General features: G+C 60.8%; 24 protein-coding genes. 15 read left to right on the top strand and 9 right to left on the bottom strand.

Annotation, left to right across the window (positions count from 1 at the left end; all coding sequences use genetic code 11):
- Positions 1-91: 91 nt before the first annotated feature.
- Positions 92-979, top strand: a complete 888-nt coding sequence (locus ABFB52_RS05725; protein ID WP_129972969.1) for a LysR family transcriptional regulator — start codon at positions 92-94, stop codon at positions 977-979.
- Here the strand turns inward: ABFB52_RS05725 and ABFB52_RS05720 are convergent.
- Positions 969-1,424, bottom strand: a complete 456-nt coding sequence (locus ABFB52_RS05720) for a flavodoxin (protein ID WP_085746948.1) — start codon at positions 1,422-1,424, stop codon at positions 969-971. The two genes, ABFB52_RS05725 and ABFB52_RS05720, sit on opposite strands and share 11 nt — an antisense overlap.
- A gap of 153 nt (positions 1,425-1,577) precedes the next feature.
- On the opposite strand from ABFB52_RS05720, the gene ABFB52_RS05715 reads away from it, so the two are divergent.
- Together ABFB52_RS05715 and ABFB52_RS05710 are read left to right on the top strand one after the other, a co-directional pair.
- Positions 1,578-2,054, top strand: a complete 477-nt coding sequence (locus ABFB52_RS05715; protein ID WP_085746947.1) for a PAS domain-containing protein — start codon at positions 1,578-1,580, stop codon at positions 2,052-2,054.
- 54 nt (positions 2,055-2,108) lie between these two features.
- Positions 2,109-2,714: a hypothetical protein gene (locus tag ABFB52_RS05710; protein ID WP_085608095.1), complete on the top strand. Its 606-nt coding sequence runs from the start codon at positions 2,109-2,111 to the stop codon at positions 2,712-2,714.
- Between the two features lie 3 nt (positions 2,715-2,717).
- Here ABFB52_RS05710 and ABFB52_RS05705 read toward each other — a convergent pair whose 3' ends face one another.
- On the bottom strand, positions 2,718-3,677 hold the full coding sequence (locus ABFB52_RS05705) for a MerR family transcriptional regulator (RefSeq protein WP_129972968.1): 960 nt from the start codon (positions 3,675-3,677) through the stop codon (positions 2,718-2,720).
- Between the two features lie 213 nt (positions 3,678-3,890).
- Here ABFB52_RS05705 and ABFB52_RS05700 point away from each other — a divergent pair, with 213 nt between their 5' ends.
- The 6 genes from ABFB52_RS05700 to ABFB52_RS05675 all read left to right on the top strand — a co-directional run bounded on the left by ABFB52_RS05700 (position 3,891) and on the right by ABFB52_RS05675 (position 6,877).
- Entirely contained in the window at positions 3,891-4,460 is a 570-nt protein-coding gene (locus tag ABFB52_RS05700; protein ID WP_007957213.1) for an antibiotic biosynthesis monooxygenase, read from the top strand.
- A gap of 56 nt (positions 4,461-4,516) precedes the next feature.
- Positions 4,517-5,227: a dihydromonapterin reductase gene (folM, locus tag ABFB52_RS05695; protein ID WP_102686878.1), complete on the top strand. Its 711-nt coding sequence runs from the start codon at positions 4,517-4,519 to the stop codon at positions 5,225-5,227.
- Between the two features lie 21 nt (positions 5,228-5,248).
- The gene (gene folE, locus ABFB52_RS05690; RefSeq protein WP_129972967.1) at positions 5,249-5,809 is read left to right on the top strand and encodes a GTP cyclohydrolase I FolE; all 561 of its coding nucleotides are present in this window, start codon (positions 5,249-5,251) and stop codon (positions 5,807-5,809) included.
- Positions 5,810-6,181, top strand: a complete 372-nt coding sequence (folX, locus tag ABFB52_RS05685; RefSeq protein ID WP_007957207.1) for a dihydroneopterin triphosphate 2'-epimerase — start codon at positions 5,810-5,812, stop codon at positions 6,179-6,181.
- A 68-nt stretch (positions 6,182-6,249) separates the two neighbouring features.
- On the top strand, positions 6,250-6,546 hold the full coding sequence (locus ABFB52_RS05680; RefSeq protein ID WP_007957206.1) for a DUF1244 domain-containing protein: 297 nt from the start codon (positions 6,250-6,252) through the stop codon (positions 6,544-6,546).
- A complete protein-coding gene (locus ABFB52_RS05675) occupies positions 6,539-6,877 on the top strand; it encodes a HopJ type III effector protein (protein ID WP_011332495.1) in 339 nt (112 codons plus the stop codon). Before ABFB52_RS05680 ends, ABFB52_RS05675 begins: the two co-directional genes overlap by 8 nt.
- Positions 6,878-7,079: 202 nt before the next feature.
- Here ABFB52_RS05675 and trxB read toward each other — a convergent pair whose 3' ends face one another.
- Positions 7,080-8,042, bottom strand: a complete 963-nt coding sequence (gene trxB / locus ABFB52_RS05670) for a thioredoxin-disulfide reductase (RefSeq protein WP_085746943.1) — start codon at positions 8,040-8,042, stop codon at positions 7,080-7,082.
- A gap of 310 nt (positions 8,043-8,352) precedes the next feature.
- Between trxB and cysZ the strand changes: the two genes are divergently transcribed.
- Both cysZ and ABFB52_RS05660 read left to right on the top strand, forming a co-directional pair.
- Positions 8,353-9,105: a sulfate transporter CysZ gene (gene cysZ / locus ABFB52_RS05665; RefSeq protein WP_011332493.1), complete on the top strand. Its 753-nt coding sequence runs from the start codon at positions 8,353-8,355 to the stop codon at positions 9,103-9,105.
- Between the two features lie 42 nt (positions 9,106-9,147).
- Positions 9,148-10,368, top strand: coding sequence for a glycosyltransferase family 1 protein (locus tag ABFB52_RS05660; RefSeq protein WP_129972966.1), 1,221 nt, complete (start codon positions 9,148-9,150; stop codon positions 10,366-10,368).
- On the opposite strand, the gene ABFB52_RS05655 is transcribed toward ABFB52_RS05660, so the two are convergent.
- The 3 genes from ABFB52_RS05655 to ABFB52_RS05645 all read right to left on the bottom strand — a co-directional run bounded on the left by ABFB52_RS05655 (position 10,337) and on the right by ABFB52_RS05645 (position 12,688).
- Positions 10,337-11,440, bottom strand: a complete 1,104-nt coding sequence (locus ABFB52_RS05655; RefSeq protein ID WP_129972965.1) for an NADH:flavin oxidoreductase — start codon at positions 11,438-11,440, stop codon at positions 10,337-10,339. The two genes, ABFB52_RS05660 and ABFB52_RS05655, sit on opposite strands and share 32 nt — an antisense overlap.
- Positions 11,441-11,597: 157 nt before the next feature.
- Entirely contained in the window at positions 11,598-12,080 is a 483-nt protein-coding gene (locus ABFB52_RS05650) for a glutathione peroxidase (RefSeq protein WP_007959082.1), read from the bottom strand.
- Positions 12,081-12,202: 122 nt separating this feature from the next.
- Positions 12,203-12,688 (bottom strand): peptidylprolyl isomerase, encoded by a 486-nt coding sequence (locus ABFB52_RS05645; RefSeq protein ID WP_011332490.1) that lies wholly within the window; start codon positions 12,686-12,688, stop codon positions 12,203-12,205.
- On the opposite strand from ABFB52_RS05645, the gene ABFB52_RS05640 reads away from it, so the two are divergent.
- The 3 genes from ABFB52_RS05640 to ABFB52_RS05630 are packed head-to-tail and all read left to right on the top strand — an operon-like array spanning position 12,657 to position 16,065.
- Complete coding sequence (locus ABFB52_RS05640) at positions 12,657-12,995, top strand: DUF3565 domain-containing protein (protein ID WP_085746941.1); 339 nt, start codon at positions 12,657-12,659, stop codon at positions 12,993-12,995. The genes ABFB52_RS05645 and ABFB52_RS05640 overlap by 32 nt on opposite strands.
- Positions 12,996-13,055: 60 nt before the next feature.
- On the top strand, positions 13,056-15,155 hold the full coding sequence (gene pta / locus ABFB52_RS05635) for a phosphate acetyltransferase (protein ID WP_011332488.1): 2,100 nt from the start codon (positions 13,056-13,058) through the stop codon (positions 15,153-15,155).
- 4 nt (positions 15,156-15,159) lie between these two features.
- Positions 15,160-16,065, top strand: a complete 906-nt coding sequence (locus ABFB52_RS05630) for an acyltransferase (protein WP_129972964.1) — start codon at positions 15,160-15,162, stop codon at positions 16,063-16,065.
- A gap of 488 nt (positions 16,066-16,553) precedes the next feature.
- Here ABFB52_RS05630 and cysN read toward each other — a convergent pair whose 3' ends face one another.
- The 3 genes from cysN to ABFB52_RS05615 all read right to left on the bottom strand — a co-directional run bounded on the left by cysN (position 16,554) and on the right by ABFB52_RS05615 (position 20,286).
- Complete coding sequence (gene cysN / locus ABFB52_RS05625) at positions 16,554-18,452, bottom strand: sulfate adenylyltransferase subunit CysN (RefSeq protein WP_085666894.1); 1,899 nt, start codon at positions 18,450-18,452, stop codon at positions 16,554-16,556.
- 9 nt (positions 18,453-18,461) lie between these two features.
- Positions 18,462-19,379, bottom strand: coding sequence for a sulfate adenylyltransferase subunit CysD (cysD, locus tag ABFB52_RS05620; RefSeq protein ID WP_007912374.1), 918 nt, complete (start codon positions 19,377-19,379; stop codon positions 18,462-18,464).
- 148 nt (positions 19,380-19,527) lie between these two features.
- Positions 19,528-20,286, bottom strand: a complete 759-nt coding sequence (locus ABFB52_RS05615) for a Nif3-like dinuclear metal center hexameric protein (protein WP_085746939.1) — start codon at positions 20,284-20,286, stop codon at positions 19,528-19,530.
- Positions 20,287-20,389: 103 nt separating this feature from the next.
- Here ABFB52_RS05615 and algW point away from each other — a divergent pair, with 103 nt between their 5' ends.
- Positions 20,390-21,547 (top strand): Do family serine endopeptidase AlgW, encoded by a 1,158-nt coding sequence (algW, locus tag ABFB52_RS05610; protein WP_085746938.1) that lies wholly within the window; start codon positions 20,390-20,392, stop codon positions 21,545-21,547.
- Positions 21,548-21,601: the final 54 nt, after the last annotated feature.

The raw sequence follows: 21,601 nt of genomic DNA, 5'->3' as shown, positions 1-21,601 counted from the left end.
GGGCTCCTTTCAGGTGCCTATTTTACGAACCCGACTGCCATCTCCGAAGCGAATTGTTAGACTCAAAGCCATTCCAATATGGAATCAGGCCATGGAATTCAAACAGCTCAAAAGCTTCGTCGAAGTGATGCACCAAGGCGGCTTCACCCAAGCCGCGAAGACCCTGCACATCAGTCAGTCCGCCGTGAGCAAGCAGATCGCCCAGCTCGAACAGAGCCTCGGCACCCCATTGCTCGAACGGCTGGGTTCGCAAATACGCCTGACCGCCGCCGGCAGCGTGGTGCTGCAACGGGCAGAAGGCATGCTGCGGTTGCGCAATGAATTGCTCAGCGAACTGGATGACCTCAGCCATCTGGCACGCGGCGAGCTACGTCTCGGGCTGCCATTGCTCGGTAGCGATGCGTTGTTTGCCGGGCTGTTCGCCGAATACCGACGGCGTTACCCGAACATCTGCGTGCAGTTGCTTGAAGGCGGCAGTCGCAATATCGAACAGGCGGTGCTCAGCGGGGAGCTGGAGTTGGGCGGCAGCCTGCTGCCGAAAGATCCGCAGTTCGACTTCCAGCCGTTCTGTGATGAACCGCTGGATGCGCTTCTTCCGGTGGATCACCCGCTGGCGACAAAAGGCGAAATCGGTCTGGAGGAGTTGGCCGATACGCCGTTCCTTTTGTATCAGCGCAGTTTCGTGCTCAACGATCATTTGCTTCAGGCATGCCAGCAGATGGGCTTCACGCCGAAGGAAGGCGGGCGCAGCGGGCAGGCGGATTTTCTCGCGGCGCTGGTCGCCGCCGGGCAAGGCGTGGTGTTGCTGCCCAGCGTGGTAGCGCGCGGACTGGTACGGCCAGGCGTGGTTCGCCTGACCTTGAACGCGCCGGATTACTTGCGCTGGGACATCGCTTTCATCTGGCGCCGGGGCGCCTATCTGTCGAAGGCTGCACAGGCCTGGCTGGCGCTGTTGCGTGAACGCGGGATCAGCCCTTGAGCGTGGCGATCAACTGTTCCAGCCAAGGCTCGGCGTCGGTTTCCGGGGTAACGCTTTCGCTGGCGTCGATGCGCAGCATGTCCTGCACTTCGCGCACACCCAGTTCGCCGAACAACTCGCGCAATTGCTCGCCGCCGCCGCAGAACGTGTCGCCGTAACTGGCGTCACCCAAGGCGATCACCGCGCCAGGCAAACCACGCCAGGCCGCCGGCAATTGGTCGCGAATCGCCGAATACAACGGTTGCAGGTTGTCCGGCAGCTCACCCATGCCGGTGGTCGAAGTCACGCCGAGCAAGGCTTCAGGGCCAAACGCCTGGAGATCGGCAAGGCTGGCGCGGGCGTTGTAGAAGGTTTCAAAACCGGCGGCGTTCAACAGGCTCTGAGCGTGGCGAGCGACTTCTTCGGCCGTGCCGTACACGGAGCCGGAGAGGATGGCGACTTTCATCAATCTGATCCTGAAACTGAAAAAAAGAGCGGCGATAGTAACAGCCAGCGGCGCTCTGTTGCGATTGGCTCTCGATAAGCGCTGATGGCCAGTAGACAGCGCCGGTCGATCTTCTAGAATGCCTGCCACCGAAATCCTTGTAAGGCTTAATAGATGATCAATGCCAGTCTGCTGCAAATGGTGATCAACGCGTCGAACGAAGGGATCGTGGTGGCAGAAAAGGAAGGCGATCAGGACAACATCCTGATCTACGTGAACCCGGCTTTCGAAAAAATGACCGGCTACACCCGCGAGGAAATTCTCTATCAGGACTGTCGCTTCCTGCAGGCTGGGGATCGCGACCAGGCCAGTCTCGGGGTAATTCGCGAGGTTTTGAGAGAAGGCGGCTCATGCCGGGAAATCCTGCGTAATTATCGCAAGGATGGCACGCCGTTCTGGAACGAGCTGTCCCTGTCCACGATTAAAAATGCCGATGACGGAATGACCTATTTCGTGGGCGTGCAAAAAGACGTCACCGTTCAGGTCAAGGCCCAGCAGCGGGTTGTGCAACTGGAAGCCCGGGTTGCGGCGCTGGAAGCCGAACTCGCAGAACTGAAAGCGACGAACGGCGCAAACAAAACAGCGAACTAATTGTCATTAACTACAATCACCAATGACTTTGTAATTATTCATTTCGAGTTAGCCATGCAGCGTGACGCCCTCCTGACCCAGGATGAGCTGGATTTCATCCAGACCATGCAACACAACCCGCAACTCAATGTGCGGGATGCGACGTCGAGCCTGCTGGTCAATGGTGGTTCGCAGATCCGTGATCTGCTCACGCGTCTGGCGGCCCATGAGCAAGTCACCATCCAGGCCAACTTCGAAAATCAGCAGATGACTTTCCCGCTGCATCTGGTGGAAGACGAGTTCCACGCCCTGCACCTGCGCCTGGGTGTACCGAGCATTTATGAAGACGGGCCGATGGTGCGCCCATGGCGCCTGACCCTGGAAGAGCCGGTGGCACTGGAAAATGCCAAGGGCCAGCCGGGAACGTTGTGGGTTCACGAGGTTTCGCACAAGGGTGTGTTGCTGGAAGTGCGCAACAAAACCAAACCGCCGAAGCACTTTGCGTTGTGGTTCAGCCCGTCAGGCTACGAGCGGATTTCCCTGCGCGGGACGTTCGAGCGGGAAACCGAAAACGGCTTTTATGCTTACGAGCTAAGCCAGAGCGATGCCGACGAAACCGAGCGTCTGCGCCAGTTCATCCTGCAACAGCATCGCCTGACCCACCCTGCCCTGCACACCTGATTCTCAGGTATCCAGCGTCCCTGCCAGGAACTGATTCATGCGCTGGCGCATGGTCGCCCCTTCGTTGCCCAGACAGCCAACCGATGATCCGGCCAGGCTGTCCTGCGCCAGATCGGCAGCATCGCCTGCCAGCATCAACTGACAATCCAGACTCAAGGCCAGACGATTCAGACGTCGCGGCAACTCTGCGGTCGGCGCGTGATTGGAAAACAGCACCAGCGCCTGGGGCCTGGTCTTTTCGCACACCAGCGTCAGCTCATCGAACGGCTGACCGGTGGTGAGCACACGAACCCCCGCGTCATTGCCGCTGAGAAACAGCGCCGCCACCAGCAATTCAAGCTCACGACATTGACCGGCCAGCGCGCTGACGATTACCTTGCGCGGTTGCGAGCCGCGCAGCACGACGATGCGCTGCAGCACCTTCGCTCGCAGAAAACCATCGAAGAACAGCCACTCGCTGGTCTGCCCGAACGCGTCCTGACGCTGGAGCATTTGCAGCCACAGCGGCATCAGGATGTCCTGAAACGCTACGGGCAAGGCATAGGAGGAGAAAATCTGTCCGTAGACCCGGTCGAGCAACTGATCGTCGAACGAGCTGACTGCCTGCCGGACCTGTTCCTGCCACTGGAGGTAGTCAGCCTGCACCAGGTCATCGGGAATTAAGTGGGCCAGCACCTTCATCGGCTCGGTCTTGGCGAGGATCCTGCCGATCTTGCTCACGGCGACACCCCGATCGATCCAGTCGACGATGCTGCGAACGCGCTCGATATCGGTCATGGAATACAAACGATGCCCACTTTCGGTGCGTGTCGGCTCGATCAAACCATACCGACGCTCCCAGGCGCGCAACGTGACCGGGTTCACGCCGGTCACGCGCGACACTTCGCGAATCGGGAAAAGCTCCTCGCGCTCCAGCGCAACAGATGCCTGCGAAGCAGGGCGAACGTCTGTAATGACAGGCATTTGGGCGGACACGTCCTTGTTGGCGAAGTTGGATCCCATTCTACTCCGGATGCCCCTCCCCGGTTCAACCGACGAAATGAGACGAAAGTCTCTGGTTTTGTCACGATAATCAGGAATAATCCTTGCTTGTCGAAAAACGCAGCCCTCTACCCCGGCGCTGCGTCAGGCGAAGCTCCTACCCGGAGCGACGCAAATGCAATACGGAGATACACAATGTCTACTTCCCCCGTCACGCTGATGGTCGCGCGTCGTGTCGCCAATGGTCGTTATCAGGATCTGATCGCCTGGTTGCGAGAAGGCGAACAACTGGCCACCGACTTCCCCGGTTACCTCGGCTCCGGCGTACTGGCCCCGCCTCCCGGCGACGATGAATTCCAGATCATCTTCCGCTTCGTTGACGAACAGACCCTGCACGCCTGGGAACACTCGGCATCGCGCACCGCCTGGCTGGCTCGTGGCAGCGATCTGTTTGCTCACCCGACGGAACATCGGGTCAGCGGAATCGAAGGCTGGTTCGGTGCAGCTGGCGCACGTCCTCCTCGCTGGAAGCAAGCGGTGGCGATCTGGCTGGCGTTCTTCCCGGTGTCGCTGCTGTTCAATTTCGTGCTGGGCCCGCTGCTCGCGGAAATGAGCCTGTTGCCGAGGGTCTTCATCAGCACGCTCTGCCTGACCCCGTTGATGGTCTACTTCTTCATTCCGCTGTCGACCCGCCTGCTGGCCGGCTGGCTCAACCCGGCGCCTGCACGCCCGCTGCCTGCCGCACCCTCCACGCAAAATCGCTGAAGCCGTCGCTCGCGTCGCTGTTATAGTTTTTGCTCTGACTTCGACGCGAGCCGTACATGACTTCTCACACAGCTCCCATCCTCATCACCGGCGCCGGCCAGCGGGTCGGCCTGCATTGCGCGCAGCGTCTGCTGGAAGACGGTCATCGGGTGATCTTCACCTACCGCAGCGAACGGCCGGGTGTGAAGGCATTGCGGGATCTGGGCGCCCTCGGGCTGCACGCGGACTTTTCCAGTGAAGCCTCGATCCTCGCGTTCATCACCGAACTGAAGACCCACTCCGACAGCCTGCGCGCCATCGTGCACAACGCTTCCGAATGGCTGGCGGAAACCGACGACGGCGAAGCCGAAGCCTTTAGCCGGATGTTCAACATCCACATGCTGGCGCCGTACCTGATCAACCTGCATTGCGCCGAACTGCTGCAACGTTCGAGTCCTGCCGACATCATCCACATCAGCGATGACGTCACCCGCAAGGGCAGCAGCAAACACATCGGCTATTGCGCCAGCAAGGCCGGGCTCGACAGTCTCACGCTGTCCTTCGCCGCGCGCTACGCGCCGTCAATCAAGGTCAACGGCATCGCGCCAGCCCTGCTATTGTTCAATCCCGACGACGACGCGGCGTACCGCGCCAAGGCGCTGGCCAAGTCCGCGCTGGGCATCGAACCCGGCAGCGAAGTGATTTATCAGAGCCTGCGCTATCTGCTCGACAACCCGTATGTCACCGGCACGACCCTGACCGTAAACGGCGGGCGGCACGTCAAGTAATACGCCCCGCGAGGATGCTCCATGACCCGTTCCCTGCCCGAGAATTACCGCGAGATCCTGATCGGTCTCGGTGAAAACCCTGACCGCGAAGGACTGCTCGACACGCCGGTGCGGGCGGCCAAGGCCATGCAGTACCTGTGTCACGGCTACGAACAGAGCGTCGACGAGATCGTCAATGGCGCGCTGTTTGCCTCCAACACCGACGAGATGATCATCGTCGCCGACATCGAGCTGTACTCGTTGTGCGAACATCACCTGCTGCCCTTCATCGGCAAGGCCCATGTGGCTTATATTCCGACGGGCAAGGTGCTGGGGCTGTCGAAGATCGCGCGGCTGGTGGACATGTTCGCCCGCCGCCTGCAGATCCAGGAAAACCTCACCCGCCAGATCGCCGAGGCGGTCCGGCAAGTCACCGATGCCGCCGGTGTCGCGGTGGTCATAGAAGCCCGGCACATGTGCATGATGATGCGCGGTGTCGAGAAACAGAATTCGACCATGAACACCTCGGTCATGCTCGGCGCCTTCCGCGAGTCGAGCAACACCCGCCAGGAGTTCCTGCAATTGATTGGACGGAGCAAGTAAATGCCACAACTTCAACCGGGAATGGCGCGCATCCGGGTCAAGGATCTGCGCCTGCGCACCTTCATCGGGATCAACGAGGACGAAATCCTCAACAAGCAGGATGTGCTGATCAACCTGACCATCCTGTACGCCGCACAGGAAGCGGTGCGAGACAACGACATCGACCACGCGCTGAACTACCGCACCATCACCAAGGCGATCATCGCGCATGTGGAAGGCAACCGTTTCGCGCTGCTCGAACGCCTGACCCAGGAGCTGCTGGATCTGGTGATGGCCAACGAATCGGTGCTGTACGCCGAAGTCGAAGTCGACAAGCCGCATGCCTTGCGTTTTGCCGAGTCGGTGTCGATCACCCTTGCCGCCAGCCGCTGAACGTGTCTGGCGCTACGGGCGTCAGACTTTTATCATCCGCGCCACGATTTGACTGCACAGAGCCCATCATGACCGAGCAACAACGCCTCGAACTCGAAGCCGCCGCCTTCCGCCGGCTGGTCGCCCACCTGGACAGCCGCAAGGACGTGCAGAACATCGACCTGATGAACCTCGCCGGGTTCTGCCGCAACTGCCTGTCCAAGTGGTACAAGGCCGAGGCCGACGAGCGCCGGATCGAGGTCAGCCTCGACGATGCCCGTGAAGTGGTTTACGGCATGCCGTACGCCGACTGGAAAGCCCAATATCAGCAAGAAGCCAGCGCCGAACAACAAGCGGCGTTCGCCAAAGGAAAACCCAATGAGTGATCTGAACACCCTGCGCGCCAGCCTCAAGAGCGGCGAACACGTTTTTGCCGACACCCTGTCGTTCATCGCCGCCGGTTACGACTACCAGCCTCAGGCGTTCAACAACGGCGGCGTGGAAAACGCGGCCGGGCAGAACGAAGGTTCGTGCAAGACTTTGGGTCTGGCGCTGCTGGAAGGCCTGAGCGATGAAGAAGCGCTGCTGGCGTTCGGCGAACACTACCGCTCGGTCGTGGCAACCCCTGAAGGCAGCGATCACGGCAATATCCGTGCGCTGATCCAGCACGGTCTGGCGGGCGTGAAATTCGAAGCGCAACCGCTGACCCGCCGCTGAATCCCGACACAACACTATCCCTGTCAGATCGTTCCCACGCTCCGCGTGGGAATGCAGCCGGGGACGCTCCGCGTCCCAAGGACGCAGAGCTTCCAGATGAGGCATTCCCACGCAGAGCGTGGGAACGATCATTGTCGTGGTGCCTGTGAATAATGGGCATGAAAAAACCGGCCAATTGGCCGGTTTTTTTGTGTCTGCGTTCTTAGAACGAAACGTTCTGCAGATCGTCCAGGTAACGCTCGGTGTCCAGTGCCGCCATGCAGCCGGCACCGGCCGAGGTGATGGCCTGACGGTAAACGTGGTCGGCCACGTCGCCGGCAGCGAAGATGCCTTCGACGCTGGTCGCGGTGGCGTTGCCTTCACGGCCGCCCTGAACCACGAGGTAGCCGTCCTTCAGCTCCAGCTGACCTTCGAACAGCGAGGTGTTCGGGGTGTGGCCGATGGCGATGAACACGCCGTCGACCTTGATTTCGTCGAAGCTGCCGTCGTTGTTCTTCAGACGCGCACCGGTCACGCCCATGTTGTCGCCCAGCACTTCGTCCAGGTTCGCGTTCAGTTTCAGCTCGATCTTGCCTTCGGCCACACGGGCGTTGAGCTTGTCGATCAGGATCTTCTCGGCGCGGAAGGTTTCGCGACGGTGGATCAGGGTGACCTTGCTGGCGATGTTGGCCAGGTACAGGGCTTCTTCGACAGCGGTATTACCGCCACCGACCACGGCCACCGGCTTGTTGCGATAGAAGAAACCGTCGCAGGTCGCGCAGGCCGAAACGCCTTTGCCCATGAACGCTTCTTCCGACGGCAGGCCCAGGTAACGAGCGCTGGCGCCAGTGGCGATGATCAGCGCGTCGCAGGTGTAGGTGCCGCTGTCGCCGGTCAGGCTGTATGGCTTGGAAGCGAAGTCCACAGCGTTGATGTGATCGAAAACGATCTCGGTTTCAAAACGCTCGGCGTGCTCGCGCATGCGCTCCATCAGCACCGGGCCGGTCAGACCGTGGACGTCGCCCGGCCAGTTGTCGACTTCGGTGGTGGTGGTCAGTTGACCGCCGGCCTGCATGCCGGTGATCAGCAGCGGCTTGAGGTTGGCACGGGCAGCGTAGACGGCAGCGCTGTAACCGGCAGGGCCGGAACCGAGGATGATCACTCGCGAATGACGGACTTCAGACATGAACCTGCTCCTGTTGACCGGCCAAGATACCTGGCCGGACGCCGGACTGCCGGCGGGAATAAAAAAGGACTGTGGATAACCTTGGGGAAGGCGTGAGCTCGACAGTCCTGTAAAAAGTTGGGTGCAGCGTATCGAGGGGGGCAAGATTAAGGAAATACGGTTTAACAATCCAGCTCATAGGTGGTCTCTATGCCGACACACTGACGAGATGGACGTCTTTGTTACAGTGAATGTCCATCCCGCCGCCGCGCTTTCACAGGTTCTGCAAAGTCGGTAAGGTCGGCGCGTTTTCCCTTGTTCGGAGCACCTTATGCCCGCCCCTGTTCTCTCCGGCCCGCAATACCTGCGCGAAGGCCTCAAACTGGTCTTGAGCCCTGGCCTGCGCCTGTTCGTGCTGCTGCCGCTGGCCATCAACCTGGTGCTGTTCGTCGGATTGATCTATCTGGCCGGCCACCAGTTCAGCCTGTGGGTCGACACGCTGATGCCGTCGCTGCCCGAGTGGCTGAGTTTCCTCAGCTACATCCTGTGGCCGCTGTTTGTGGTGCTGGTGGCGTTGATGGTGTTTTTCACCTTCACCATGCTGGCCAACGTGATCGCCGCACCGTTCAACGGTTTCCTCGCGGAAAAAGTCGAAGTGGTAGTGCGCGGCACCGACGACTTCCCGGCCTTCAGCTGGGGCGAACTGATCGCCATGATCCCGCGCACCCTGGCCCGGGAAATGCGCAAGCTCGGTTACTTCCTGCCCCGGGCGATCGGCCTGTTCATCCTCTCGTTCATCCCGGTGGTGAACATCGTCGCCGCACCGCTGTGGCTGTTGTTCGGGGTATGGATGATGGCGATCCAGTACATCGACTACCCGGCGGACAACCACAAGCTGGGCTGGAACGAAATGCTCGCCTGGCTGCGCCAGAAGCGCTGGCAGAGCATGAGCTTTGGCGGGATCGTTTATCTGGTGTTGCTGATTCCGGTGGTCAACATCCTGATGATGCCGGCCGCCGTGGCTGGCGCGACACTGTTCTGGGTCCGCGAACGGGGTGCCGAGAATCTTGTGACGCAACGCTGAGGCCGCGTCACAAATCCATCATCCGAACGTCACAACCACGACATGGCCTCAGCCGACACTGAGGTCATGACGACAGCTCTACATATCACCCTCATCAGCGAAACCTTCCCACCGGAAATCAACGGCGTGGCCAATACCCTTGGCCGCTTGTGCGACGGCTTGCGCGCACGCGGGCACCGGGTGGAACTGGTGCGACCGCGTCAGGCTGACGATCCTCAGCGCAGTGAAGATGACTCGCTGCTGCTGTGCCGGGGCTGGCCGTTGCCGGGTTATCCGGGGTTGCAATGGGGCCAGTCGTCGATGCACAAGTTGCTGCGGCGCTGGACGCGCCAGCGCCCGGACGTGCTCTACATCGCCACCGAAGGTCCGCTCGGGCTGTCGGCCTTGCGCGCGGCGCGCCGTCTGGGGATTGCCGTGGTCAGCGGCTTTCATACCAATTTTCAGCAATACACCCACCAATACGGGCTGGGATTGCTGACGCGCTTGCTCACCCACTACCTGCGCTGGTTTCACAATCGTTCGGCCATGACTCTGGTGCCGAGCGTCAGCCAGCGCCTGGAGCTGGAGCGTCGGCACTTCGAACGCCTGGCGCTGCTGTCGCGGGGTGTCGACAGTCAGTTGTTTCACCCGGCCAAACGCCTGAATGCCTTGCGTGAGCAATGGGGTCTTGGCGAGCAGGACATTGCTGTCATTCACGTAGGACGCCTGGCGCCGGAGAAAAACCTCGGCCTGCTCAAGCGCAGTTTCGAAAAGCTCGCCGGTACGTATCCACAACGCAACCTGAAGCTGATCGTGGTCGGCGACGGACCGCAACGAATGGCACTGGAGAAGGAACTGCCCGAGGCGATTTTCTGCGGCTCGCAACGGGGCGAAGTACTGGCAGCGCACTATGCGTCGGGGGATGTGTTTCTGTTTCCGAGCCTGACCGAAACCTTCGGCAACGTCGTGCTGGAAGCGCTGGCCTCAGGCCTTGGGGTGGTGGCTTACGATCAGGCCGCGGCGGCCCAGCATATTCGCCATGGCTACAACGGCGTGCTGGCGATGCCCGGGGATGAAGAGGCGTTCTGCGAGGCAGCGGCGTGGCTGCTGGAAGAAGACGAAAGGTTGCGCTGCGTACGCCTGAACGCACGCCAACACGCCAGCCGCCAGGGTTGGGCGGCTATCGTCGAACAGTTTGAAAACCATTTGCTGGGGGCTTGCCGCGACCTGCGCGACAAGCCGCCCACGGCGATCAAACCAGCGTCATCAACGACTCACGGCTGAACGGCAGAATGTCCTGCTCGCGGCCTTCGCGCACTTTCTGCGCCCAGTCCGGATCGACCAGCAGCGCACGCCCCACCGCCACCAGATCGAACTCGTCGTTGTTCAGACGCTCCAGCAGTTTTTCCAGACTGGCCGGTTGCGCGACCTTGTCAGTGTTGACCATGAACTGCAGGAACTCGCCATCGAGGCCGACGCTGCCGACGGTGATGGTCGGTTTGCCGGTCAGCTTGCGTGTCCAGCCGGCCAGGTTCAGGTCGGAACCGTCGAATTCCGGCTCCCAGAAACGGCGCGTCGAGCAATGGAAAATGTCCACGCCAGCGTCGGACAACGGCTTGAGGAATTCACCCAGCGCTTCGGCGGTTTGCACCAGACGCGCGGTGTAGTCCTGCTGTTTCCACTGCGAGAAGCGGAAGATGATCGGGAAACCTTCGCCCACCGCCGCACGCACAGCCTGAATCAGCTCGATGGCGAAACGCGAACGGTTGGCCAGGCTGCCACCGTATTCGTCGGTGCGCTGGTTGCTGCCTTCCCAGAAGAACTGGTCGATCAGGTAACCGTGGGCGCCGTGGATTTCCACGCCGTCCATGCCGATGCTTTGGGCATCTTTCGCCGCTTGGGCGAAGGCTGCGATCACGTCCTGGATGTCCTGTTTGGTCATGCCGTGTACGACGACCTGACCGTCCTTGAGTTTTTCCGACGGGCCGTAACCCGGCACGCTTGCGTCCGGCTCGGTGCCCAGACGGCGCACATTGCCGACGTGCCACAGTTGCGGAACGATCTTGCCGCCTTCGGCGTGCACCGCGTCGACGACTTTTTTCCAGCCGGCCAACGCCGCTTCACCGTAGAAGTGCGGCACGTTCGGGTAACCGTTGGAAGCCTGGTGGCCGACGGTGGTGCCTTCGGTGATGATCAGGCCGACACCGGCCGCCGCGCGACGACGGTAGTACTCGATCACTTTGGAATTGGGCACACCGCCTGGAGAAAACGAACGGGTCATCGGCGCCATGACCACGCGGGTCGGCAGTTCGAGGGCACCGAGCTGGAACGGTTTGAACAGGGCTTGCACGGGCATGGGAGGCTCCACGAAAAATTGATCGACGGGCATGCGATTCATATGACGGCGATAATATGCGGAGTTCCAATCAACCGATAGCACTATTGATCTGAATGATTAAGGGTCAAAAGGCAGGCGAAAAAAATCGCAGCGCGAGGGCTGCGATTTTTGTGTTTCAGCTCAGGGCTTTTTCAATCGCCGTAATCACCGAAGGATCATCCGGCGCCGTGCGCGGCGAGAATCGGGCCAGTACCCGACCGTCCTTGCCGAGCAGGAATTTCTCGAAATTCCAGGTGATGTCACCGGGAAACTCCGCGCCCTCGCCCGCCAGCAGGCGGTAGAGCTGATGACGATCGTGACCGTTGACTTCGAGCTTTTTCGACAACGGAAAACTCACGCCATAGTTGAGGCTGCAGAATTCCTGGATCTCCTGCTCACTGCCCGGTTCCTGACCGGCAAACTGGTTGCACGGCAGGCCCAGCACACTGAAGCCTTTGCCTTTGTATTGCTGATAAAGGTTTTCCAGCGCCGCGTACTGTGGGGTCAAGCCGCATTTGGAGGCGACGTTGACCACCAGCACGACTTGGCCCTTGAAGGGTGCCAGCGGTAGCTCCTGACCATCCAGGGCTGTCAACTTAAGGTCGTGAAAAGCACTCATGACGAACTCCAGATTCCCGTTTTCTACTCGAAACAGCCACTTGGCGAGGCCACCAAGGACAGCCGCGGACTAAAAAGGCGCCCTCGGGCGCCTCTCCAGTACTCGAAGCTTAGCGCAGAAAATCAGTGGTGATGGCCACCTTCGCCATGGACGTGACCATGAGCGATTTCTTCCTGGCTGGCGTCACGGATGGCAACGACCTTCACTTTGAAGTTCAGGCGCTGACCGGCCAGCGGATGGTTGCCGTCGACAGTGACATCGTCGCCGTCCAGGTCACGAATGGTGACGATCTGCATCTGGCCGTCCGGCGCCGAAGCGTGGAACTGCATGCCGACTTCCAGCTCGTCAACGCCTTCGAACATGCTGCGGCTCAGGGTGCTGACCAGTTCAGCGGCGTATTCGCCGTAGGCATCTTCCGGCTCGACGGACACTTCCAGATCGTTACCGACTTCTTTACCTTCCAGGGCTTTTTCCAGGCCCGGGATGATGTTGCCTGCGCCATGCAGGTAGACCAGCGGAGCGCCGCCGGCGGAGCTGTCGATGACCTCACCAGCGTCGTTGGTCAGGGTATAGTCGATGGAGACAGCCTTATTGGCGGCGATCAGCATGGGGCGAGACCTTTTGCATAAGAATGAAGAACGGACAAGTCTAAACAAGGATTTGCCCGAAAGCGAACAGAACCCGGACAGACGGGATCGATTGGCGCCCGTGACCGTCACCGGATTCCATCAGGACGAGGACGGCCACTGGGTCGCCGAACTGTCCTGCGGCCACACCCAGCACCTGCGCCACCAGCCGCCGTGGCAGTCGAGAGCATGGGTGCTGGACGCAATGCAACGTATTGAAAAAATAGGCCAACCCTTTGCTTGCGGTTGGTGCGCTCAAGGCTCGGTTAGCGATAACCTTGGCGACTGAAATTCGGCAGATCGGCACACAGAGGCGATCGCCATTGCCATGCACCCTTAGAGAATCCGCATGCAAACTTTTTTTATCGCGCCCACCGATTTTGGTGTGGGTCTGACCTCCATCAGCCTCGGGCTGGTGCGCACGCTGGAGCGGGCCGGGCTGAAAGTCGGCTTCTTCAAACCGATCGCCCAGCCGCATCCAGGCGACACCGGCCCTGAGCGCTCCACCGAACTGGTGGCCCGCACCCACGGCCTGAAACCGCCGCAGCCACTGGGCCTGGCCCACGTCGAGCGGATGCTCGGCGACGGCCAGCTCGACGAGTTGCTCGAAGAAATCATCACCCTCTACCAGCAGGCCGCCATCGGCAAAGACGTGCTGGTCGTCGAAGGCATGGTGCCGACCCGCAGCGCCAGCTACGCCGCGCGGGTCAACCTGCACCTGGCCAAGAGCCTGGATGCCGAGGTGATTCTGGTCTCGGCCCCGGAAAACGAAGTGCTGACCGAACTGTCCGGCCGCGTCGAGTTGCAGGCGCAACTGTTCGGTGGGCCGAAAGACCCGAAAGTCCTCGGCGTGATCCTCAACAAGGTCAAGACCGACGAAAGCATGGACGCCTTCGCCGCGCGTCTGAAAGAGCATTCTCCGTTGCTGCGCACCGGTGATTTCCGTCTGCTCGGCTGCATTCCGTTCCAGCCCGAACTCAACGCCCCGCGCACCCGCGACGTCGCCGACCTGATGGGCGCCCAGGTGCTCAACGCCGGCGACTACGAAACCCGGCGCATGACCAAGACCATCATTTGCGCACGCACGATGCGCAACACCGTGGACCTGCTCAAGCCCGGCGTGCTGGTGGTGACCCCCGGCGATCGCGACGACATCATCCTCGCCGTCAGTCTCGCCGCTATCAACGGCGTGCCGCTGGCCGGCCTGTTGCTGACCAGCGACACCCTGCCCGACCCACGCATCATGGACTTGTGCCGTGGTGCTTTGCAGGCCGGTTTGCCAGTGCTGTCGGTGAGCACCGGCTCCTACGACACGGCCAACCTGCTCAACGGCCTGAACAAGGAAATCCCCGTCGATGACCGCGAACGTGCGGAGATCATCACCGATTTCGTCGCCAGCCATCTGGACGCCAACTGGCTGCACCAGCGCTGCGGTACGCCACGGGAAATGCGCCTGTCGCCGGCGGTGTTCCGTTATCAATTGATTCAACGCGCCCAGGCCGCCAACAAACGCATCGTCCTGCCCGAAGGCAGCGAGCCGTTCACCGTGCAAGCGGCGGCGATCTGTCAGGAACGCGGGATTGCCCGTTGCGTGCTGCTGGCCAAACCGGCAGACGTTGAAGCCGTGGCCAGAGCCCAGGGCATCACGCTGCCGCCGGGGCTGGAAATCCTCGACCCGGACCTGATCCGCGAACGCTACGTCGAACCGATGGTCGCCCTGCGCAAGAGCAAAAGCCTCAACGCGCCGATGGCCGAGCAGCAACTGGAAGACACCGTGGTGATCGGCACCATGATGCTCGCGCTGGATGAAGTCGACGGCTTGGTCTCCGGCATCATCAACACCACCGCCAACACCATCCGCCCGGCGCTTCAACTGATCAAGACCGCGCCGGGCTGCACGCTGGTGTCGTCGGTGTTCTTCATGCTGTTCCCCGAGGAAGTGCTGGTCTACGGCGACTGCGTGATGAACCCGCACCCGAGCGCCAGCGAACTGGCCGAAATCGCCCTGCAAAGCGCCGACTCGGCTGCCGCCTTTGGCATCACCCCGCGCGTGGCGATGATCAGCTACTCCAGCGGCGAATCCGCCACTGGCGAGGAAGTCGAGAAGGTCCGTGAAGCCACCCTGCTCGCCCACGAACAACAGCACTCGCTGCTGATTGACGGGCCGTTGCAGTACGACGCCGCCGCCAACGAAACCGTGGCCCGGCAACTGGCGCCGAACAGCCAGGTGGCCGGTCGCGCCACGGTGTTCGTGTTCCCCGACCTCAACACCGGCAACACCACCCACAAAGCCGTGCAGCGCAGTGCCGATTGCGTCAGCCTCGGCCCGATGCTGCAAGGCCTGCGCAAACCGGTGAACGATCTGCCGCGCGGCGCGCAGGTCGACGACATCGTCTACACCATCGCCCTGACCGCGATTCAGGCTGCCAACCGACCTCTGGATATCTGACCCGATGCTGGCTTTCCTCCCTGCCACCCTGCGCGGCGTGATCGCCGCGCTGCTGCTGGTGCTGAACACGATCCTGCTGTGCTCGTTCCTGTTTCTCGTGGCGCTGATCAAAGTGCTGCCGTTCGACCTCGCACGCCGCGCCTCGCGCTGGCTGATGAGCCACACCCACGAAGCCTGGATCAGCAACAACAAAGGCTGGATGAACCTGGTGCGCCGCACCCGCTGGCACCTCAGCGGCCTGCAAGGCCTGGACTACCAGCACTCGTACCTGATCACCAGCAACCACCAGAGCTGGGTCGACATCCTGGTGCTGCAATACGTGCTCAACCGACGCATCCAGCCGCTGAAGTTCTTCCTCAAACAGGAACTGATCTGGGTCCCGGTCATCGGCCTGGCGTGGTGGACACTGGGCTTCCCGTTCATGAAGCGCTATTCGAAGGCGTACCTGGAAAAACACCCGGAAAAGAAAGGCAAAGACCTGGAAACCACTCGCAAGACCTGCGCGAAATTCCGCGACAACCCGGTAGGCATCTTCAACTTCGTTGAAGGCACACGCTTCACCGAGGGCAAACACGCGCAGCAGCAATCACCGTTCAAACACCTGCTCAAACCCAAGGCCGGCGGCATTGCGTTCGTACTGGATGCAATGGGCGAACAGCTGGAATCGATCGTCAACGTCACCATCCACTACCCCGGCGGACGCCCTGGCTTCTGGGACCTGCTGTGCGGCAACGTCCGAGACGTAGTGGTGCACTTCGAAGAACTGAAAATCCCACCGCAGTTCATCGGCAAAAACTACGACCAGGACGGCGAATACCGCCTGCAATTCCAGGGTTGGATCAACCAGCTGTGGCAAGACAAGGATGCGCTGCTGGAACAGATGCACCGCGAATATCCCAACCGACGCTGATCCCCCTGTGGGAACACCTGAAAGAAATTGATCGCCTGTCAGGCCGCCATCGCCAGCAAGCTGGCTCCCACAGGAAAGCAGTTCGCTTTTAGCTTTTGGCTTTTCGCTTCCCACCACTCAACACAATGAGCGTTAGCTCGAGTACCGCTCTTGACGTGCCGGCCCCATCGGAAGGCTGAGTGGAGGGATTCATCCGGGGGTGGGAGCGCAGCGACCGTGCGGCGCAGCCGCATGCATCGAGAGGAGGTGCAGCGAAGCAAACCGTAGGCGATGCCCCCGGATGAATCCCGGAGCGAAGGAACCCCGAGCCCCAGCGAGGGGCCAAACGCCGGGGCCCAGACCTTTGGTTACTTTGGGGCGTTTGCCAAAGTGACCCGCCGTAAGGGCGGAACCATAATCCGCAACACCCGAAGAAACGGATATTCACACAACAAAAAAAGCCCACCGATAATCTCTCATCGGCGGGCTTTTTCATTCGCAGCTAACGCTTAAATCGCACCACGCTTACGCAACAGATCCAACACCTGCTTCACGCTTTCATCCAGCGACAACGACTGGGTATCAATCACCAGATCAGCATCCAGCGGCACATCATACGGGAACGACTCACCCGGAATGTTATCGCCACCCGCAGCATACAACCCTTGCGGATCACGCTCGGCGCACACAGTCGGCGAAGCCTGAACATAAACCGTCAGCAAACGCTCCTTGCCAATCAGATCCTTCGCCTGCTCACGACCTTCAGCACTCGGCGCCACAAACGCCGCAAGCGTCAGCAGACCCGCCTCGTTGAACTGACGCGCCACATGCGCGGCACGACGCCAGTTCTCGGTGCGACCCGCGCGATCCTGCGGCAGCCCCTTATTGAGGTCATGACGCAGATTCTGACCATCCAGCACAAACACCGCACGACCGAGGTCGAACAGCTTGCGCTCGACCGCATACGCCAAGGTGCTCTTGCCCGCACCGGACAGGCCGCTGAACAGCACGGTGGCCGGTTGCTGACCGAAACGCTGAGCGCGCTCTTCGGTCGCTACATGGGCCAGTTTGCCGTGGTGCGTAGCCGTGCCATGGGTCACCGGCTGAGCGACGATCATGCCGGCGCCGACGGTGCCGTTGGTCAAACGGTCGATCACGATGAACGCGCCGGTGGTGCGGTTGCTGTCGTAACCGTCGAGGGCGATCGGCGCGTCGAGCGCGATCTTCACCTTGCCGATTTCGTTGAGCTGCAACGCGCTCGCCGGGCCTTCTTCGAGGGTGTTGACGTCGACCTTGTTGACGATGCTGGCGATGGAGCCCGGCACGTAACTGGTGGCGCGCTTGATGTCGTATTTCTTGCCCGGCAGCATTGGCTCTTCAGCCATCCACACCAGCATCGCTTCGAAGCTGTCGGTCACTGGCGGAACGTTATCGGCGTGTACCAGCAGGTCGCCACGGGAGATGTCGATTTCGTCTTCCATGGTCAGCGTTACCGCCTGGCCAGGACCGGCGTGTTCCAGTTCACCTTCGAAGGTGACGATGGATTTCACGCGGCTGCTCTTGCCCGACGGCAGGACCACGACTTCGTCGCCCTTCTTGACGATGCCGCTGGCCAGGGTGCCGGCGAAACCGCGGAAGTTCAGGTTCGGACGGTTGACGTACTGCACCGGGAAACGCAGATCGGTGAAGTTGCGGTCGCCCGCCACTTCTACGGTCTCGAGGATTTCCATCAGCGACTGGCCGGTGTACCACGGCGAACGCTCGGACTTGTTCACCACGTTGTCGCCCTTGAGAGCGGACATCGGCACGAAGTGCATGCTCGTCGGCTTCATCTTCAAGCCTTCGGCGAACTTCAGGTAGTCGGCCTTGATCGACTCGAACACGCCCTGATCGAAGCCCTTGAGGTCCATCTTGTTGATGGCCACGACGATGTGCTTGATGCCCAGCAACGAGGCAATGAAGCTGTGGCGACGGGTCTGGGTCTGCACGCCGTAACGGGCGTCGACCAGGATGATCGCCAGGTCACAGGTGGACGCACCGGTGGCCATGTTGCGGGTGTACTGCTCATGGCCGGGGGTGTCGGCGATGATGAATTTGCGCTTGGCGGTGGAGAAATAGCGGTAGGCGACATCGATGGTGATGCCCTGCTCACGCTCGGCCTGCAGGCCGTCGACCAGCAATGCCAGGTCGATGTCGTCACCGGTGGTGCCGACTTTCTTCGAATCGCGGGTGATGGCTTCAAGGTGATCTTCGTAGATCATCTTCGAGTCGTGCAGCAGGCGCCCGATCAGGGTGCTCTTGCCGTCATCGACGTTACCGCAGGTCAAAAAGCGCAGCAGCTCTTTACGTTCGTGCTGGCCCAGGTAGGCGAGGATGTCCTCGCTGATCAAATCAGATGCGTGCGACATGACAACCCCTTAGAAATAACCCTGACGTTTCTTGTCTTCCATCGAGCCTGCGCCATCGTGGTCGATGACCCGGCCCTGGCGCTCGGAAGTTCGCGTCAGGAGCATTTCCTGAATGATGTCCGTCAGGCTTTCGGCCTCGGACTCCACCGCGCCCGTCAACGGGTAGCAGCCAAGGGTACGGAAACGCACTTTCTTTTTGACGATGCGCGCCTTGTCCTCGTCGGACAGGTGCTCGAGGATGCGCTCGTCGTCGATCATGATCAGCGTGCCGTTCTTCTCGATCACTTCGCGTTCGGCCGCAAAGTACAGCGGTACGATCGGGATGCCTTCGAGGTAGATGTACTGCCAGATGTCCAGTTCGGTCCAGTTCGACAGCGGGAACACACGAATGGATTCGCCCTTGTTGACCTTGCCGTTGTAGACGTTCCACAGCTCGGGACGCTGGTTCTTCGGGTCCCAGCGGTGTTTGCTGTCACGGAACGAGTAGACGCGCTCCTTGGCGCGGGACTTCTCTTCATCGCGACGGGCACCGCCGAAAGCGGCGTCGAAACCATGCTTGTCGAGTGCCTGCTTCAGGCCCTCGGTTTTCATGATGTCGGTGTGCTTGGCGCTGCCGTGGGTGAACGGGTTGATGTTCTGCGCCACGCCATCGGGGTTGATGTGAGTGATGAGGTCCAGGCCAAGCTCTTCGACCATCTTGTCGCGGAACTTGTACATTTCCTGGAATTTCCAGCGGGTGTCGACGTGCATCACCGGAAACGGCAGTTTGCCCGGGAAGAACGCCTTGCGTGCCAGATGCAGCATCACGGCGGAGTCTTTACCGATGGAGTACAGCATCACCGGGTTGTCGAACTCGGCGGCCACCTCGCGGATGATGTGGATGCTTTCCGCCTCCAGCTGTTTCAGATGCGTCAGTTTGTCGACCATGGCTACTCACGAAAGCTTTCTTATGAACGGCCAGCGGGCCGTGTTCGAGCGAGGAATCCTAGCACAGCGACCTCTTCTAATCAGGACGCCAACTAGATCGAAAGGGTATATGAATATGCCCGCCCGTTCGGGTGCTTTCAGGCAAAAGTCAGATCGGATTCGGGCAGTCGATGAAGATGTGCTCGAGGGCGAAACGCTTCGCCAGATAGTCGCCCAGCGCCTGCACGCCGTAGCGTTCGGTGGCGTGGTGGCCGGCGGCGATGAAGCTGATGTCGTTTTCCCGGGCGCTGTGGAATGTCTGCTCGGAGGCTTCACCGCTGATGAACAGATCGACGCCGGCGGCGATGGCGTTGTCGATGTAACCCTGGCCGCCGCCAGTGCACCAGCCGACCCGACGGATCATCGCGCTGCCTTCGACCAGCAGCGGCTCGCGGCCCATGACTTCCTGCACTTTGCGGGCGAAGTCACGCGGGGTCATCGGCTCGCTCAGCGAACCGACCAGACCGACGATCTTCAGGTTGTCCGGATCCAGTGGCCCCTCGACGGTGATGTCCAGCTGACGGGCCAATTGCACGTTGTTGCCGACGTCCGGGTGCAGATCCAGCGGCAGGTGATAACCGAGCAGACTGATGTCGTGCTTGAGCAGCGTCTTCAGTCGGCGCTGCTTCATGCCGGTGATGCACGGGTTCTCGCCCTTCCAGAAATAACCGTGATGCACCAGCACCAAATCGGCTTCGGCCTCGACGGCGGCATCGAGCAGCGCCTGACTGGCAGTGACGCCGCTGACGATGCGCATCACCTGCGGACGGCCCTCGACCTGCAGGCCGTTGGGGCAATAATCGGCAATTTTCGCACTGCCGAGGTAACGGTCGGCTTCTTCGACCAGGGTGCTCAGGGCGACGGCCATGAAAGACTCCTAAATATCCCGTTCAGAGGCACGCGCGGCCTCGTATAATGCGCGACATTATGGGCGGTCTGACCCCGCCTGCAACTTTTCCAGGACGTGCTTAATGCTCAAGGCGCTGCGTTTTTTCGGCTGGCCGCTGTTGGCCGGCGTGCTTATCGCTCTGTTGATTATTCAGCGTTACCCGCAGTGGGTCGGGCTTCCGAGCCTCGACGTCAACCTGCAACAGGCCCCGCAGACCACCAGCGTGCAGCAGGGGCCGGTGTCCTATGCCGACGCGGTGACCATCGCCGCGCCGTCGGTGGTGAACCTCTACACCACCAAAGTCATCAACAAGCCAAGCCATCCGCTGTTCGAAGACCCGCAGTTCCGCCGTTTCTTCGGTGACAATTCGCCGAAGCAGAAGCGCATGGAATCGAGCCTCGGCTCCGGCGTGATCATGAGCCCGGAAGGCTACATCCTGACCAACAACCACGTCACCAGCGGCGCCGACCAGATCGTCGTGGCGCTCAAGGACGGTCGCGAAACCCTGGCCCGAGTGATCGGCAGCGACCCGGAAACCGACCTCGCGGTCCTGAAGATCGACCTGAAAACCCTGCCATCGATCACCGTCGGCCGTTCCGACAACATCCGCATCGGCGACGTCGCACTGGCCATCGGTAACCCGTTCGGCGTCGGCCAGACCGTGACCATGGGCATCATCAGCGCCACCGGCCGCAACCAGTTGGGCCTGAACAACTACGAAGACTTCATCCAGACCGACGCGGCGATCAACCCGGGCAACTCCGGCGGTGCGCTGGTCGACGCCAACGGCAACCTCACCGGCATCAACACCGCGATCTTCTCCAAGTCCGGCGGCTCGCAAGGCATCGGCTTCGCGATCCCGGTGAAACTGGCGATGGAAGTGATGAAGTCGATCATCGAGCACGGTCAGGTGATTCGCGGCTGGCTGGGCATTGAAGTGCAACCGCTGACCCAGGAACTGGCCGAGTCGTTTGGCCTGTCCGGGCGTCCGGGAATCGTGGTGGCGGGGATTTTCCGCGACGGCCCGGCCCAGAAGGCCGGTCTGCAACTGGGTGACGTGATCCTGAGCATTGACGGCGAACCGGCCGGTGATGGCCGCAAATCGATGAACCAGGTGGCGCGGATCAAGCCGACCGACAAGGTCACGATTCAGGTGATGCGCAATGGCAAGGAGATCAAGCTCACGGCTGAAATCGGTCTGCGTCCGCCGCCGGCGCCGGTGAAGGAAAAAGAAGAGTAAGACTTTGTTCGCGTCACTGACGCGAATAACAGACATTCTCAACAGGCATGTTAT

This window comes from Pseudomonas sp. 9.2(2024), from assembly GCF_039695385.1.
GTDB lineage: Bacteria > Pseudomonadota > Gammaproteobacteria > Pseudomonadales > Pseudomonadaceae > Aquipseudomonas > Aquipseudomonas paraglycinae.
This window is presented reverse-complemented; position numbering and strand designations above follow the sequence as displayed.

What these genes read in the sequence shown, in the direction of transcription:
- ABFB52_RS05725 (WP_129972969.1), top strand. Translation starts at nt 92, where the DNA reads ATGGAATTCAAACAGCTCAAAAGCTTCGTCGAAGTGATGCACCAAGGC.
- ABFB52_RS05720 (WP_085746948.1), bottom strand. Translation starts at nt 1,424, where the DNA reads ATGAAAGTCGCCATCCTCTCCGGCTCCGTGTACGGCACGGCCGAAGAA.
- ABFB52_RS05715 (WP_085746947.1), top strand. Translation starts at nt 1,578, where the DNA reads ATGATCAATGCCAGTCTGCTGCAAATGGTGATCAACGCGTCGAACGAA.
- ABFB52_RS05710 (WP_085608095.1), top strand. Translation starts at nt 2,109, where the DNA reads ATGCAGCGTGACGCCCTCCTGACCCAGGATGAGCTGGATTTCATCCAG.
- ABFB52_RS05705 (WP_129972968.1), bottom strand. Translation starts at nt 3,677, where the DNA reads ATGCCTGTCATTACAGACGTTCGCCCTGCTTCGCAGGCATCTGTTGCG.
- ABFB52_RS05700 (WP_007957213.1), top strand. Translation starts at nt 3,891, where the DNA reads ATGTCTACTTCCCCCGTCACGCTGATGGTCGCGCGTCGTGTCGCCAAT.
- folM (WP_102686878.1), top strand. Translation starts at nt 4,517, where the DNA reads ATGACTTCTCACACAGCTCCCATCCTCATCACCGGCGCCGGCCAGCGG.
- folE (WP_129972967.1), top strand. Translation starts at nt 5,249, where the DNA reads ATGACCCGTTCCCTGCCCGAGAATTACCGCGAGATCCTGATCGGTCTC.
- folX (WP_007957207.1), top strand. Translation starts at nt 5,810, where the DNA reads ATGCCACAACTTCAACCGGGAATGGCGCGCATCCGGGTCAAGGATCTG.
- ABFB52_RS05680 (WP_007957206.1), top strand. Translation starts at nt 6,250, where the DNA reads ATGACCGAGCAACAACGCCTCGAACTCGAAGCCGCCGCCTTCCGCCGG.
- ABFB52_RS05675 (WP_011332495.1), top strand. Translation starts at nt 6,539, where the DNA reads ATGAGTGATCTGAACACCCTGCGCGCCAGCCTCAAGAGCGGCGAACAC.
- trxB (WP_085746943.1), bottom strand. Translation starts at nt 8,042, where the DNA reads ATGTCTGAAGTCCGTCATTCGCGAGTGATCATCCTCGGTTCCGGCCCT.
- cysZ (WP_011332493.1), top strand. Translation starts at nt 8,353, where the DNA reads ATGCCCGCCCCTGTTCTCTCCGGCCCGCAATACCTGCGCGAAGGCCTC.
- ABFB52_RS05660 (WP_129972966.1), top strand. Translation starts at nt 9,148, where the DNA reads ATGGCCTCAGCCGACACTGAGGTCATGACGACAGCTCTACATATCACC.
- ABFB52_RS05655 (WP_129972965.1), bottom strand. Translation starts at nt 11,440, where the DNA reads ATGCCCGTGCAAGCCCTGTTCAAACCGTTCCAGCTCGGTGCCCTCGAA.
- ABFB52_RS05650 (WP_007959082.1), bottom strand. Translation starts at nt 12,080, where the DNA reads ATGAGTGCTTTTCACGACCTTAAGTTGACAGCCCTGGATGGTCAGGAG.
- ABFB52_RS05640 (WP_085746941.1), top strand. Translation starts at nt 12,657, where the DNA reads ATGGAGACAGCCTTATTGGCGGCGATCAGCATGGGGCGAGACCTTTTG.
- ABFB52_RS05645 (WP_011332490.1), bottom strand. Translation starts at nt 12,688, where the DNA reads ATGCTGATCGCCGCCAATAAGGCTGTCTCCATCGACTATACCCTGACC.
- pta (WP_011332488.1), top strand. Translation starts at nt 13,056, where the DNA reads ATGCAAACTTTTTTTATCGCGCCCACCGATTTTGGTGTGGGTCTGACC.
- ABFB52_RS05630 (WP_129972964.1), top strand. Translation starts at nt 15,160, where the DNA reads ATGCTGGCTTTCCTCCCTGCCACCCTGCGCGGCGTGATCGCCGCGCTG.
- cysN (WP_085666894.1), bottom strand. Translation starts at nt 18,452, where the DNA reads ATGTCGCACGCATCTGATTTGATCAGCGAGGACATCCTCGCCTACCTG.
- cysD (WP_007912374.1), bottom strand. Translation starts at nt 19,379, where the DNA reads ATGGTCGACAAACTGACGCATCTGAAACAGCTGGAGGCGGAAAGCATC.
- ABFB52_RS05615 (WP_085746939.1), bottom strand. Translation starts at nt 20,286, where the DNA reads ATGGCCGTCGCCCTGAGCACCCTGGTCGAAGAAGCCGACCGTTACCTC.
- algW (WP_085746938.1), top strand. Translation starts at nt 20,390, where the DNA reads ATGCTCAAGGCGCTGCGTTTTTTCGGCTGGCCGCTGTTGGCCGGCGTG.